Origin of the sequence: Bacillus pinisoli (assembly GCF_023036475.1) — a bacterium.
Lineage (GTDB): Bacteria > Bacillota > Bacilli > Bacillales > SA4 > Bacillus_BS > Bacillus_BS pinisoli.
Map to the genome: position 1 here is coordinate 51,363 of NZ_JAJQKI010000017.1, position 14,925 is coordinate 66,287.

A 14,925-nucleotide genomic window follows, 5' to 3' on the forward strand; every position below is an offset into this window, starting at 1 on the left:
AGAATATACCTCTCTTATCTGTCAGAACACATACGATTCTGCAGGATTTAGCACCAATTCCTCATGGAACGGTTGCCGGGCGTCATAGGGCCAGTCCCTCTGCCACTCTTGATAAGAGAACTTTTAAATTTTAATTAATGATCGGATGAATGTTTAGATAAACTTTACTCTTTTAGTCTAGTAAAGTCAATACTAATATTTAAATTTAGAGAAGCTCAACAATAAAACTTACTGTTATCTACTAAGGAAAAAATCTCATTTTAATCGGTATGTTATTGGAATCATTTACAAATAGTATATCTAGAGTTAAAGTTTATTTTGTTTGACAATCTTGTATATACAAGTTAGAATGAAACCGCAATCATTACTTGTATATACAAGTTACAACAGCGTTGCCAAAGACTTTTGAAAATAGATTAGGGGGATAAGTTATATGAGTAAATTCACAGACTCAGCAAAGCAATTGCTTGAGCACGTTGGAGGTAGTGACAATATTTCTGTTGTTACACACTGTGCGACGAGAATGCGATTCGTTCTAAAGGATCCAAACAAGGCAGATGTTAAGAGTGTGGAGCAAATTGACCTTGTTAAAGGTACTTTTACACAAGCCGGTCAATTCCAAGTTATCGTCGGTAATGAAGTAGCAAGTTTCTATAATGAATTCACTAAAATTGCAGGTGTAGGTGATACGGCTTCAAAGGATGAAGCAAAAGAAGCAGCAAAGCAAAATATGAACTTCATACAACGTATGATTGCTCACCTTGCTGATATCTTTACACCATTAATTCCTGCACTAGTTGTTGGAGGTTTGATCTTAGGGTTTAGAAACCTAATTGGTGAGATTAAAATGATGGATGATGGTACTAAGACGCTTGTTGAGCTTTCTCAGTTCTGGGCAGGTACACATGCATTTCTATGGTTAATTGGAGAAGCTATATTCCATTTCCTTCCTGTTGGTATTACATGGGCTATTTCTAGAAAAATGGGTACTACTCAAATCCTTGGTATTGTTCTAGGTATTACTCTAGTTTCTCCACAGTTACTTAATGCTTACGGTGTTGCAGGAGGGGCAGATATTCCGGTGTGGGACTTCGGTTTTGCCCAAGTTGAAATGATTGGGTATCAAGCACAAGTGATTCCTGCCATTCTTGCAGGTTTCGTCTTAGCTTATTTAGAATTAGGCTTACGTAAAGTCATTCCAAATGTTATTTCTATGATATTCGTACCATTTTTCGCTTTAATACCTGCCGTTTTAATTGCACATGTTGTATTAGGACCGGTTGGTTGGACAATTGGTTCGTGGATTTCAGGCGTTGTGTATGCAGGTTTAACTTCTACCCTTGGCTGGTTATTTGCAGCTGTATTTGGTTTTGCATATGCACCACTAGTTATTACTGGACTTCACCACATGACAAATGCCATTGATTTACAACTAATGAGTGAGTTCAATGGGACGAACCTTTGGCCGATGATTGCATTATCAAATATTGCTCAAGGTTCAGCTGTTGTTGCGATGATTATCTTAAATCGTAAAAACGAAAAGGAAAAGCAAGTTTCTGTTCCAGCTGCTATCTCATGTTATTTAGGTGTAACAGAGCCTGCCATGTTCGGAATTAACTTAAAATATGTATTCCCATTCCTAGCAGCCATGATTGGTTCTTCCATTGCAGCGATCATCTCTGTAGGAACTGGTGTTATGGCTAACTCAATTGGTGTAGGTGGGATCCCTGGTATCCTCTCCATTCAAGTGGCCGATATGATTTCATTCACTATTGCAATGCTTGTCGCTATTGTGGTACCAATTCTACTAACATTTGCACTAGCAAAAACAAAAATGGGGATCAATGCTTACAACCGAATCGGTAAATAATTAATTTAAGCAACAATCTATACGAAAAGTAATTGCTCGAGGCGCCATTCGCTTATTGTCAATATACAGAGACATTTCATACCTGTCCTATGTCTTATATTTGATGATAACAGCAGGCGTCTTGTAGTTTTTATGTAACTTACAAGCTAACGAGAAACAGCCTAAAATGACAACAGGAGGGTATTAAAATTGACTCAACCTTGGTGGAAAAAGTCAGTAGTTTATCAAATCTATCCTAAAAGTTTTAACGATACAACAGGAAATGGCGTAGGGGATCTTCAAGGAATTATTGAAAAATTAGACTACCTTAAAGAATTAGGTGTGGATGTCCTCTGGTTAACTCCAATCTATGATTCCCCACAAAGGGATAATGGTTATGATATTAGTGATTATTACAGTATTTATGAGCCCTATGGAACAATGGAAGACTTTGACCGCCTATTAGATGAGGCCCATCAACGTGGATTGAAAATTATTATGGACATTGTGATTAATCATACATCGACAGAGCATAAATGGTTCCATGAAGCTATGTCCTCAAAAGAAAACAAGTACCGTGACTTTTATATTTGGAAAGATGGAGAAAACGGAGAACCACCTACAAACTGGATTTCCAAATTTGGTGGGTCTGCTTGGCAGTATGATGAAACAACAGGACAGTACTATTTACACCTATTTGATGTCACTCAAGCTGATCTAAATTGGGAAAATGAAGCTCTACGTAAAGAATTATACGATATGATGGACTTCTGGTTAAAAAAAGGGGTAGACGGGTTCCGACTAGATGTCATCAACTTAATCTCTAAGGACCAAGACTTTCCTAATGATGATGGGTCTATCCCACCAGGTGATGGAAGAAAGTTTTATACAGACGGCCCACGAATTCATGAGTTTTTAAAGGAAGTAAATCAAGAGGTCTTTTCCAAGTACGATATCATGACTGTTGGTGAAATGTCATCGACTACGATAGAAAATTGTATTCAATACACCAACCCTGAAAGTAAAGAGTTAAGTATGACATTTAATTTTCATCATCTAAAAGTGGACTATCCAAATGGTGATAAATGGACGAAAGCTGATTTTGATTTCCATCAATTAAAAAACATTCTATCTACCTGGCAGGTTGAAATGAACAAAGGTAACGGTTGGAATGCACTTTTTTGGTGTAACCATGATCAACCACGAGTTGTTTCAAGGTTTGGGAACGACCAAGAATACCACAATGAATCAGCAAAAATGCTAGCCACTACCATCCATATGATGCAAGGTACTCCTTACATTTATCAAGGTGAAGAGTTTGGTATGACAGATCCAAAGTTTGAAACAATAGAAGAATATAGAGATGTAGAATCATTAAATATTTTTAACATAAAGAAAAGTGAAGGTATGTCTGAGAAAGAAATAGTAGACATTCTTAAACAAAAATCGAGAGATAATTCGAGAACACCGGTTCAATGGAATAGCGACACACATGCAGGCTTTACAACAGGAACTCCCTGGATTAACACAGCTTCTAACTATAAAGAAATTAATGCAGAAAATGCCATAACTGATAAAGATTCAATCTATTACCATTATCAACAACTCATTAAACTTAGAAAAGAATATGACATTATTACGGATGGGAATTTTGAGTTAATATTGGATGATCATGATCAAATATTTGCTTATATAAGAAGTACAGAAAAAGAGAAGCTTCTTGTTATTAATAATTTCTACGGTGAAGAAACCACTTTTGACTTACCTAAAACTCTAAAGGTTGACGAGTTTTCCAGTGAAATACTACTATCAAATTATAAAAACTCATCAGCTGATATAAAGCAAATCAACCTAAGACCGTATGAATCCATCGTATATCACCTGAAATAATGATTATTGGGGAAGATTTTACGTAATGAAAAACAAATACTTAGCGATTTACAATGAATTATCAAAGAAAATTAAAACAGGGGAGCTTGCCCCGAATACGCTTCTTCCTTCTGAACATGAAATGACAGAGCTCTATGAGACATCAAGGGAAACGATACGAAAGGCCTTGAATCTCCTTTCTCAAAATGGGTATATTCAAAAGGTTAGAGGAAAAGGTTCCATTGTCATTGATGTAAACAAATATGATTTCCCTATATCTGGTCTAGTTAGTTTTAAAGAGTTAGCAAATAAGATGGATCATAAAGTAAATACCATTGTAAACGAATTATCTTTAATTAAACCAAGCCAGTATATTAAACAACAACTTAATATACAGAGAATGAGTTCTGTTTGGAAAGTAGTAAGAACAAGAGAAATTGATGGTATCAAAGTAATCCTAGATAAGGACTTTCTTATTGCAGATTATGTTCCTGATCTTACAGTCGAAATATGTACAGATTCAATTTTTGAATATCTAGAAAAGCATTTAAACTTAACCATTAGTTTTGCGAAAAAAGAAATTGTAGTCGAAGAACCTACAAATGAAGATAGAGAATTACTTGATCTTGAGGGCTTCACAAACATCGTCGTCATAAAAAACTTTGTATACTTAGATGATGCGACTCTTATTCAATATACAGAATCCAGACATAGGCCCGACAAATTTAGATTCGTTGATTTTGCCAGAAGAAATCACTAATCAATACTTATGGCTCTTTTCTAAAACTTTGTTGCTTTCTAATCTTTTTTATCTGAAGCTAAGCTCACTTTTAACGATAAATGCCGTATTTATCGTTTAGAAAAGAGGAGCTGTCATGATGAAAAGCAGATAACACTAAACTAGTAAGTAAAAATCCGGCTTTTGGGATTTTTACGAAAACAACAATCTATACGAAAATAGCCATACTAATAGAAAAAGGAGATGTATGATGTTAAAAAGTCTATTTGGAAAAAAGAAAGATAAGATCGACCATATATATGCACCGCTTAAAGGTAAAGTTGTTGATATTACGGAAGTCCCTGACCCTGTTTTCTCTCAGAAAATGATGGGTGAAGGGGTAGCTATCGAACCAACTGAAGGTCTTCTTGTTTCTCCAGTTGATGCTGAAGTCGTGTCAGTTTTTCCAACGAAACATGCAATCGGTCTGAAAACCAATTCTGGTTTAGAATTATTGATTCATATCGGGCTAGAAACAGTAAACTTAAACGGAGAAGGTTTTGAAAGTTTTGTTCAAGCTGGAGATAAAGTAAAACGTGGCGAACAGCTAATTAGGTTTGATTTAGACTTTATTAAGGAAAAGGCAGCGAGTACCATCACGCCTATTATTATTACAAATTCCGATGATAAGGTTGATAACCTCGAAAAACATATAGGAACACAAGTAACCCCAGAAGAATCAGAAATACTTACTATCACAACTAAATAACTTCATCGCTTCAAACAAGTTGTATAAACCATAGAGATCATTCATCTTTATGGTTTTTGTTTTATAGTAATTTCTTATAATAATTGTCTCTAAACCATACTTTTCTCCATGTAAATATCCTATTCCCGGGAAATAACTTAAAAGATCGGATTTAAGCTTTTTTAACGTAATCGTCTCTTATAAAGTTTTTTTCAAGAGTATAGTGATAAAAGTCTACTGCGTAATACAAGCATTCCTCTGTAGTGGTTCATTAGTTAATAACAAAGGGATAGAGCATATTTATACTCTATCCCTTACATGTATTATTTATTTACCTATTTACTCTACCGTTACGCTCTTAGCTAGATTTCTTGGCTTATCAACATCACAGTCTCTATGAAGAGCTGCATAGTAAGAAATTAGTTGGACTGGGATTACTGATAATAATGGTGTAAACAACTCATTGACTTCCGCCGGAATCACATAACGATCATCTGATTCATCTAAGCCTTTCATTGAGATGATACAAGGGTTAGCTCCACGAGCAACTACCTCTTTTACATTTCCACGAATTCCAAGGTTCACTACTTCTTGCGTTGCTAGAGCAATGATCGGAGTTCCATCTTCAATTAACGCAATTGTACCATGCTTTAATTCTCCACCTGCGAACCCTTCTGCTTGAATGTAAGAGATCTCTTTTAGCTTTAGAGCTCCTTCCATTCCTACATAATAGTCAATGCCACGACCGATGAAGAAACAGTTACGTGTTGTAGATAGATATTCACGTGCGATTTTTTCCATTTCTTCTTTATCATCACATAGAGTTTCCATTGCACTTGCTACGATACCTAGCTCTTTACTTAAGTCGAAGTCTAGCTCAATTCCTTTAGCTCTTGCTGTATCACGAGCTAAGATGGATAGAACAGCTACTTGAGCTGTATAGGCTTTTGTAGAAGCAACTGCAATTTCAGGACCTGCATGTAAAAGTAACGTGTAATCTGCCTCACGAGAAAGAGTAGATCCTTGAACATTTGTAATGGTTAATGCTTTATGACCCATTTCCTTAATTTGTACTAATACGGCACGACTATCTGCTGTCTCACCACTTTGAGAAATAAAGATAAATAATGGCTTACTTGATAGTAGTGGCATATTGTACGAGAATTCACTTGAAATATGAACTTCAACAGGTATTTGAGCAATTTTTTCAATATACTGCTTACCTAATAATCCTGCATGATAACTAGTACCTGCTGCAATAATATAAACACGATCTGCTTCTACCATTGCCTGACGGATATCAGCATCTACTGTTAATTCTCCGTCCTCATTTCGGTAATTACCGATAATTTTACGAAGTACAGCTGGCTGCTCATCAATTTCTTTTAACATGTAGTGAGGGTACGTTCCTTTTTCGATATCACTTGCATCTAATTCTGCAGTGTAAGGTGCACGTTCAACTACATGTCCCTCTAGGGTCTTAATCGTAACCGATTCACGAGTAACAATAACAGTCTCTTTATCCATTAATTCTACATATTGGTTCGTTACTTGAAGCATAGCCATAGCATCACTTGCTACAACGTTAAAATCTTCTCCTAAACCAACAAGTAATGGACTCTTATTCTTTGCAACATAAATAGTATCTTGATTTTGATTATCTAATAAAGCAATCGCATATGAACCTTTTAGAAGCTTTAACGTCTCTCTAAAAGCATCTTCAACGCTTTTTCCGTTGTTTACAAATTGCTCTATTAACTGAACGACAACCTCAGTATCAGTCTCACTCTTGAACGTAACTCCTTCCAAGAAATCACGCTTTAGGTGGTTATAATTTTCAATAACACCATTATGAACAAGTGTAAAACGCTCTGTTCCACTTTGATGAGGGTGAGCATTTACTCGACTTGGTACACCATGTGTTGCCCAGCGAGTATGACCAATTCCAACAGGTGCCGCTACATCTTGGTTTACTGCTTCACGTAGTGTTGCAATACGACCTTTTTCCTTAAAAACATGAACACCATCTTCATTAATGACTGCAATTCCTGCTGAATCATAGCCACGATATTCTAGTTTTTCAAGTCCTCGTAATAAAATCTCTTTTGAATCCTGGTTACCGATATATCCTACTATTCCGCACATATTGTACTTCCTCCCTAGAGGGGCATGGAAGTGGGGCCCCATGCCCCTTGTTTATAAATAAATTTTATTTTAATGTTTTTAAATGTCAAACCCTAACACTTGTTCAGAAAGTCACCTCTCTGTTTTACGTAAGGATTCTCGGCTGTGACAGCAGCCGGGAGGTATCCGCCGAAACTTCGATAACCCTCCTCCTCGTCAACTAAACCTTCTCTCATAAGCTTAGTTCAGGCGCTTTTAACATATTTACAACCTTACAATCCACCTTTCTATATTCTGAATCAAAAGTTACAAAAATAATCATACACAGAAACAGCACCAACGTCAACAATAATCCATTTTTTTACTATAGGTCCTGTTTATCTGACATCGTGCATTCAAACAGAAAATACGCATGAGGGAAACATCCGCTCATGCATATTTTTGGTTTATGTCTTTATATTATTCAATTCCCATTTCTTTTGTGACAACGGCAGCAATTTTATCAACAATTTGACGGCATTCTTCTTCTGTTGGTGCCTCTGCCATTACACGAACTAGCGATTCTGTTCCAGAAGGGCGAACTAGTATACGTCCATTACCATTCATACCTTCTTCTACTTCTTTAATTGTATTCACAATCTCTTCATTTTCCATGACCTTATATTTGTCTTTTACTTTTACGTTTACTAAGATTTGAGGAAACTTCACCATCTCACTTGCAAGTTGTGACAGTGACTTCTTAGTCATCTTCATAATATTTACTAGTTGGATGGCAGATAACATTCCGTCTCCTGTTGTATTATAGTCCAAGAAAATGATATGACCTGATTGTTCTCCACCAAGGTTATAGCCGTTCTTTTTCATTTCTTCTACTACATATCGATCGCCAACAGCGGTTTGAACACTCTTAATTTCCTCTTCTTCTACTCCCTTATAAAAGCCAAGATTACTCATTACGGTAGAAACTACAGTTTGATGTTTTAATTTTCCTTGTGCCTTCATATACTTAGCACAAATGAACATGATTTGATCTCCGTCTACAATCTGACCTTTTTCATCAACCGCAATCAGACGATCTCCGTCACCATCAAAAGCAAGACCAACATCTGCACCTTTTTCTACGACTAAGCTAGCTAATTTTTCAGGATGAGTTGAGCCCACTCCATCATTGATATTTAACCCGTTCGGAGAGTTTCCGATTGTCGATATATCAGCATCTAGATCAGCGAACAAATGCATTGCTAATGATGAAGTTGCACCATGAGCACAGTCTAGTGCAACATGAAGTCCTGAGAAGTCAGCATCAACGGACTGCTTAAGAAATTGTAGATACTTCTGACCACCCTCAAAGTAATCATTAACTTGACCTAAATTGGCACCTGTTGGTCTAGGCAGAGTATCTTCTTCCTGGTCAAGTAAAGCTTCAATCTCGCTCTCTTGCTCATCGGAAAGTTTAAATCCATCTGCTCCAAAAAACTTAATTCCATTATCTTGAACTGGGTTATGGGAAGCAGATATCATTACACCAGCTTGAGCACCAAGTGCCTTTGTTAAAAATGCAACACCAGGAGTTGAAATAACACCTAAACGCATGACTTCTGCTCCAATAGAAAGTAATCCTGCTACTAAAGCACCTTCTAACATATGTCCAGAAATTCGAGTGTCTCTTCCAATTAGTACCTTTGGACGCTCCTTATCCTTCGTTAATACATATCCACCAAAGCGCCCTACTTTAAACGCTAGTTCAGGTGTTAACTCACTGTTTGCTATTCCTCGTACTCCGTCAGTACCAAAATATTTACCCATATATATTCGCTCCTTCATGGACTATCCTCATTGATTATTTGTTATATCTACAGTTGCTTTATTGGTAGAAAGATTCCATTTAATATTTTCTGGTCCATTTACTAATATGTTCACATCATGTTGACCACTACCAAGGTTACTGACATCAATATAAATATCAAGGTCTGTTTCATCAATCTCATTTAATATAGATGGTGCTCCAATTAGTTCAATAGAAAGCCTACCTTCTTCAGGTGAAATGAAATCAGCCTTTAATGATGTCGCTAATCCAATCACCTTGATTGGAATATTTGACAATGTCCTTATTTCATTCCGCTCTACCTTTACTAAGACAGGAATGGTCTTAGGATCGACATCAATAACACCTTCTGGAAGAGGTATAGGGACATTGACGGTTGTATTTCCTGAGATCCCCTCTACGTCTACCTCAATATTATCAATCCCTTTAACCTGATCAATGATGTTCTTTGGTCCGAAAATGGTGAGCTCATTTGCAGGGGGTTCTAATCCAATTATACTGTAACCATCTTCTATAGTGCCTTTTGGAATGAATGTGATTGGAACCACTTTACTTGGGCTCAATACATTCACTTCTACATTTACCACCTCTGGTTCAACTACAACAGATAGACGATTACCTTCACTATCATACACAGCAACGGCAGCTTCTTTTTTAATCTTTTCATTAGCACCTTCTAAGTCTACAATTGCTTTTACAAGCGCTATTCGATCAACCTGATCTTTAGCTCCAATTACTTTTACATTCTTAGGGCTAACGATTGGTTCACTTAACGTAAAGCCCTCTTCTAACTCATGTATATAGTCTACTTCCACAGAAAATTCTCTCTCTACTTTCTCATGAATTGTTACTGTGACAAATGTAGGGTTTATTGATACTTTTACCGTATCACTTACATCTCCATATTGAACTTGAACTTGATGAGTTCCCAGTTCAAGGTTCTCTAGATTAACAAAAACCTCTAGAGAACGTTGTAACTTAATTGGCTGAACGGCACTTCGTGGGCCTTCTAACGTAACCGATACCTGTTGTGGCAAACCAGTTACTACATATTTGTCACTATCATAATAAGCTTCAAGTGGAATTTCTGTGAGTGTTTCCGTTTCAGTCGTTGTCACCGGGAACGAAAATGGATCGGTTTGCTGTGTTTGTGTCTCAATATTTACAGAGGTATACAACATTAGTGCTAATAATAAGGCAATAATCCTCATAATCCAGTGATTATTCATGAATTTATCCATTTTTCTTCACCCTCCACGTCCATCGAGGTGATGAATTGGCCTTCGCCGGAGACAAAATTTCTCTCGTTAGCATCTCTTTCATTGTCTCTTGTGAAATATCACGATGTAATTCTCCATTCTTCGTTAACGATACGCTACCAGTTTCTTCAGAGACGATAATTGTAATACTGTCTGTTACTTCACTAATTCCAAGTGCAGCACGATGTCTTGTCCCTAGTTCCTTCGAAATAAAAGGACTTTCCGAAAGAGGCAAGTAACAGGCTGCCGCCGCTACTTGTTGTTTTTGAATAATAACCGCACCGTCATGTAATGGTGTATTTGGTATAAAGATATTGATTAAAAGCTCGGATGTAATCTTTGCGTTTAACGGTATTCCTGTTTCTATGTAATCCCCCATGCCTGTTTCCCGTTCAATGGAGAGTAGAGCCCCAATTCGGCGTTTTGCCATGTAAAAGGTAGCCTTAATAATGGCTTCCACCTGCTGACTTTGCTCTTCCTCTTCATCAATTGAACTTCTGGTGAAAATTTTTCCACGTCCAAGTTGTTCTAATGCACGTCTAAGCTCTGGCTGAAAAATGATAATGATCGCTAAAAATCCCCAAGTGATGGCTTGGTCCATCAGCCATTGTAGTGTATGTAGGCCAAAAAAGCTACTAAGGACCCGGACTACAATAATCACGGTAATCCCTTTTAAGAGTTGAACTGCTTTTGTGCCTCTTATTACCATAATAAGCTTGTATATGACATACCAGACAAGGAGAATGTCTATGATGTTACCTAAGTAATGTAGGATTGGGAATTCTCCTAGTGACATTCTTACACTTCCTTCGTAGTTATTTAAAATCCCCTTTTATATTATGGCTCTTCTCCAAACCTTTGTTGCTTCTTGACTTACTTTACTTGAATAGAAGAGCAACAAACTAGACGAAAACAACCTTTAATATTTTCCAGATTTATTATACCATAATTAGTTCAAAACAGAAGAAGAGCCATCAGTAATTGATGGCTTATATAGATTAAGATGCACTAAAAATGTTTGTTATACCCTTAAATCCTTTTTTTATGTGATGCCATATATATTCAAACATCTGATCAATTTCTTCTATTTCCCCCGTTACGTTCCCTGCAGAGGCCAGATACTGATTACCGTTTATAACTGTAACATTCCCTCTAATTTCTCCTTCTATCTTTAGATCTCCATTCTTTACAAGAATATCGCCATCTATTATAGTCCCCTCAGGTACAATGACAGTATTCTCTTCAATTCGCAAGTCAGGATGTTTTGAAACAACGAGATCTTGCTCTCCATTCCAAGTTGTGACAACACTTCCCAGCATTAATATAAAAAATACAGCGGCAGCGGTTAGGAGAGGGTGAACCTTAAACCATCTCTTCACTTTTACTACTTTTTTCTCTTGCGGAAGACTTGCCATTACTCTTTCAGTAAAATTAGTTGGTGCTTGCATATGTGAAGCACTCTGAACAAGTGCCAAAGTCTTCTTCAGTTCATGAAAGTGCTGTTGGCACTCTTTACAGCGCATGAGATGATCACGTAACTCCATCTCATGTTCCTTCTTTAAATCCTCGTCCAAATAATCATGCATGTAGTCTATATATTTAGAGTCACATTTCATACCAATTTCTCACCTCATCACACTTCTTTTAAATGTTTTCTTAATGCTTCTCTTCCCCTATGCATTCGAGTCTTGATTGTACTTACGGGCAGTCCCAAGATATCACTAATCTCTTTTAAGGAGAGTTCTTCAATATACTTTAATACAATAACAGCCCTATACTTATCTGGAAGTTTTAAGATAGCCGCTTGAACGGTTTGTTGAAGCTCAAGGCTCTCTACTTCCTCTTCAGGCGTATCAACATCTGCAGCCAATTGAGAATAGAGGGTCAGTCCATCCGTACCAGTTACTTCTGCATCAAGGAAGAAATCTGGTTTCTTTTTTCGAATTCTATCAATCGATAGGTTCGTTGCAATGCGATAGAGCCATGTAGAAAACTTTTTATCAATATGATAGCTTTCAATATTGATATACGCTCTTATAAAAGCCTCCTGCGCTAAATCCTCCGCCTCATGACTATTTCCTATCATACGGTAACAAAGTTGATATACCTTATCCTTATAAATCTCTACAATCTCACTAAACGCATTCTGATCCCCATTTTTCACTTGTCTTATTCGATTTTTTATAAGTGTCTCCATGTATTTACCCCCGCGCTTATTTGCGGCTTTTATTGTTTACGTATCATACCTAAAAAGGTTTCATGTTTTTTCTAGGCTTTATAAAAAATAGTATTGCTTTAACAGTTTTTATGTAAGGGCCATATCCCTTAAATGCGATCACCTATTATATTTTAACAAAAAATCGAGTAAGAAGCGTTTAAAATTTGAAAAATTTGGCTATAGAATAAGAAGTATACTAATTTTCAAGAAAGGGTCGATGGGCATGACAACTGAAACAACTTTTATAAATGACATCGAAAAGTCTCGTAAGGAACTCCTTATTTTAGCTTCTCGTTCGAGTCTATCTTCACCAGAGGTTATAAAAGCAAGTGAATCCCTTGATATAATCTTGAATAATTATGAAATCTATAAAAATACAAAAAACAGTAAACGTTAATGTTTACTGTTTTTTTATAAGCTATTTTCTAAAATTTATTTTAATTTTTCACCGAATAGAGAACCCATTAAAGCAACTGCTACAGAAGCTGTTTTATTTTTATCATCAAGTATCGGATTGACTTCCACAAATTCAGCTGAAGTGATCAGTTTTGCTTCTTCTAGCATTTCCATCGCGAGATGACTTTCACGGTAGCTAATTCCTCCAATAACCGGAGTTCCAACTCCAGGTGCATCATGAGGGTCAAGTCCATCTAAATCAAGCGATAAATGTACTCCATCCGTACGCTCAGAAAGATACTTAATCGTTTCTTCCATAACGGCAGTCATACCCATTCTATCAATTTCATGCATGGTATACACTTTAATACCTTTTTCACGAATAAGTACCTTCTCTCCATCATCTAAAGATCGAGCTCCAATAATAACAATATTCTCTGGTTTCACTTTTGGTAAATATCCCCCTATATTCGTTAGGGTAGGGTGACCAATACCTAAACTAGCAGCTAACGGCATACCATGAATATTACCAGAAGGAGACGTTTCGGCTGTGTTTAAATCTCCATGTGCATCATACCAAATAACACCTAGATTTTTATAATGTTTTGCTACACCCGCTAATGTTCCGATTGCGATACTGTGGTCTCCCCCTAATACAAGTGGGAATCGATTTTCAGTTATGATTTGATCCACCGTACTTGCAAGCGCTTCACTTGCTTCTGCGACCGCTTTCAAATTACGCAAATTATCAACCGCTTTATCCGATAAACGTTCAGGTCTCCCTATCTGAATATCTCCTAAATCATCTATATCATAGTTAAGTGCCTCAAGACGATCTACTACACCTGCATAACGAATCCCACTTGGGCCCATATCAACTCCACGACGAGCTTGCCCTAAATCCATCGGTACGCCAACAATTGATATTCTTTTTCTCTCCATTTTTCTATTCCCCCTATCTATATCACTACCTCTATTTTATCTGTAAACACCTGGATGACTCAACTCGACAAAGTTGTGTATATATATTCGTGTCTACTATATGGAGGAGAGAAAAGGAGGATAGGAAAAAAGACAAAATAAAAAAGCAAGAATTAAATTCTTGCTTTTTCTAGTGAGCCATGAAGGACTCGAACCTTCGACCCTCTGATTAAAAGTCAGATGCTCTACCGACTGAGCTAATGGCTCATATATAAGAGATGTTCGAGCTAATTGTTCTTTAACGAAGACGACCCAATCTCAAGTTGTCTAGCAAGCAGCGGCTCGATTGGTTCGCTGTTGCTTTTTCAATGAAGCTTATTCGATCGTGCTCTACCGACTGAGCTAATGGCTCGTTAAAAAAATGGCTGGGCTAGCTGGATTCGAACCAACGCATGACGGAGTCAAAGTCCGTTGCCTTACCGCTTGGCTATAGCCCAATATGTACTCTTAATACTACTTATAACTTTTAAGGTAAGATATTTTCACTGACGTGAAAAATCTATGGTGGAGGATGACGGGATCGAACCGCCGACCCCCTGCTTGTAAGGCAGGTGCTCTCCCAGCTGAGCTAATCCTCCATTAAAGGAAAGAGAGAGGTAAAAGAGTGTTTTTCAACAAACTTTTACATCTCCCATGGTGATGACCCATACGGGATTCGAACCCGTGTTACCGCCGTGAAAGGGCGGTGTCTTAACCGCTTGACCAATGGGCCTCAATCGAATGCTGGAGCTTCCAACCGGGCTCGAACCGGTGACCTCTTCCTTACCATGGAAGTGCTCTACCTGACTGAGCTATGGAAGCATGGCTCCACCAGTAGGATTCGAACCTACGACCCTTCGGTTAACAGCCGAATGCTCTACCGCTGAGCTATGGTGGAAAAATGCAAAAAAACTAATTTCAATATGCTACCTTTAGCTATATGAAATTATAGCTTGGCG

General features: G+C 37.3%; 12 protein-coding genes, 6 tRNA genes and 1 riboswitch. Of the genes, 5 read left to right on the forward strand and 13 right to left on the reverse strand.

The annotated features are described in order from the left end of the window. Positions 1-11: 11 nt before the first annotated feature. A riboswitch (SAM riboswitch) is annotated at positions 12-118 on the reverse strand. A 315-nt stretch (positions 119-433) separates the two neighbouring features. The 4 genes from treP (at position 434) to LT143_RS18020 (ending at position 5,205) form a co-directional block, all read left to right on the forward strand. Further along, positions 434-1,870 carry a PTS system trehalose-specific EIIBC component gene (gene treP, locus LT143_RS18005; protein WP_246945398.1) on the forward strand — a complete coding sequence of 479 codons (1,437 nt, stop codon included), beginning with the start codon at positions 434-436 and terminating at the stop codon, positions 1,868-1,870. A 189-nt stretch (positions 1,871-2,059) separates the two neighbouring features. Then, a complete protein-coding gene (treC, locus tag LT143_RS18010) occupies positions 2,060-3,739 on the forward strand; it encodes an alpha,alpha-phosphotrehalase (protein WP_246945400.1) in 1,680 nt (559 codons plus the stop codon). A gap of 25 nt (positions 3,740-3,764) precedes the next feature. After that, on the forward strand, positions 3,765-4,478 hold the full coding sequence (gene treR / locus LT143_RS18015) for a trehalose operon repressor (protein ID WP_246945401.1): 714 nt from the start codon (positions 3,765-3,767) through the stop codon (positions 4,476-4,478). A 229-nt stretch (positions 4,479-4,707) separates the two neighbouring features. Beyond that, positions 4,708-5,205, forward strand: a complete 498-nt coding sequence (locus LT143_RS18020; RefSeq protein ID WP_246945403.1) for a PTS sugar transporter subunit IIA — start codon at positions 4,708-4,710, stop codon at positions 5,203-5,205. Positions 5,206-5,523: 318 nt separating this feature from the next. Here LT143_RS18020 and glmS read toward each other — a convergent pair whose 3' ends face one another. From glmS to sigW, 6 genes are all read right to left on the reverse strand, one after another. Further along, entirely contained in the window at positions 5,524-7,329 is a 1,806-nt protein-coding gene (gene glmS, locus LT143_RS18025; RefSeq protein ID WP_246945407.1) for a glutamine--fructose-6-phosphate transaminase (isomerizing), read from the reverse strand. A gap of 438 nt (positions 7,330-7,767) precedes the next feature. Next, a complete protein-coding gene (glmM, locus tag LT143_RS18030) occupies positions 7,768-9,114 on the reverse strand; it encodes a phosphoglucosamine mutase (RefSeq protein ID WP_246945432.1) in 1,347 nt (448 codons plus the stop codon). Positions 9,115-9,141: 27 nt separating this feature from the next. Further along, a complete protein-coding gene (locus LT143_RS18035; protein ID WP_246945410.1) occupies positions 9,142-10,374 on the reverse strand; it encodes a CdaR family protein in 1,233 nt (410 codons plus the stop codon). Then, positions 10,367-11,188: a diadenylate cyclase CdaA gene (gene cdaA, locus LT143_RS18040; protein WP_246945413.1), complete on the reverse strand. Its 822-nt coding sequence runs from the start codon at positions 11,186-11,188 to the stop codon at positions 10,367-10,369. The genes LT143_RS18035 and cdaA overlap by 8 nt, the downstream gene beginning before the upstream one ends. Before the next feature lie 202 nt (positions 11,189-11,390). After that, positions 11,391-12,008 (reverse strand): zf-HC2 domain-containing protein, encoded by a 618-nt coding sequence (locus LT143_RS18045; protein ID WP_246945415.1) that lies wholly within the window; start codon positions 12,006-12,008, stop codon positions 11,391-11,393. A gap of 17 nt (positions 12,009-12,025) precedes the next feature. Continuing rightward, a complete protein-coding gene (gene sigW, locus LT143_RS18050; protein ID WP_246945420.1) occupies positions 12,026-12,589 on the reverse strand; it encodes an RNA polymerase sigma factor SigW in 564 nt (187 codons plus the stop codon). 244 nt (positions 12,590-12,833) lie between these two features. Here sigW and LT143_RS20815 point away from each other — a divergent pair, with 244 nt between their 5' ends. Beyond that, positions 12,834-13,007 (forward strand): aspartyl-phosphate phosphatase Spo0E family protein, encoded by a 174-nt coding sequence (locus LT143_RS20815; RefSeq protein WP_418909855.1) that lies wholly within the window; start codon positions 12,834-12,836, stop codon positions 13,005-13,007. Positions 13,008-13,042: 35 nt separating this feature from the next. Here the strand turns inward: LT143_RS20815 and rocF are convergent, their stop codons facing one another. The 7 genes from rocF to LT143_RS18085 form a co-directional block, all read right to left on the reverse strand. Further along, on the reverse strand, positions 13,043-13,948 hold the full coding sequence (rocF, locus tag LT143_RS18055; protein ID WP_246945423.1) for an arginase: 906 nt from the start codon (positions 13,946-13,948) through the stop codon (positions 13,043-13,045). A 173-nt stretch (positions 13,949-14,121) separates the two neighbouring features. Beyond that, positions 14,122-14,194 (reverse strand) — tRNA-Lys (locus LT143_RS18060). Positions 14,195-14,349: 155 nt separating this feature from the next. Further along, positions 14,350-14,424, reverse strand: a tRNA-Gln gene (locus tag LT143_RS18065). 65 nt (positions 14,425-14,489) lie between these two features. Continuing rightward, positions 14,490-14,565: transfer RNA gene (locus LT143_RS18070), tRNA-Val, on the reverse strand. Between the two features lie 62 nt (positions 14,566-14,627). Then, a tRNA-Glu gene (locus tag LT143_RS18075) sits at positions 14,628-14,699 on the reverse strand. Between the two features lie 12 nt (positions 14,700-14,711). Continuing rightward, positions 14,712-14,788 (reverse strand) — tRNA-Thr (locus LT143_RS18080). Between the two features lies 1 nt (position 14,789). Continuing rightward, a tRNA-Asn gene (locus LT143_RS18085) sits at positions 14,790-14,864 on the reverse strand. Positions 14,865-14,925 lie beyond the last annotated feature (61 nt).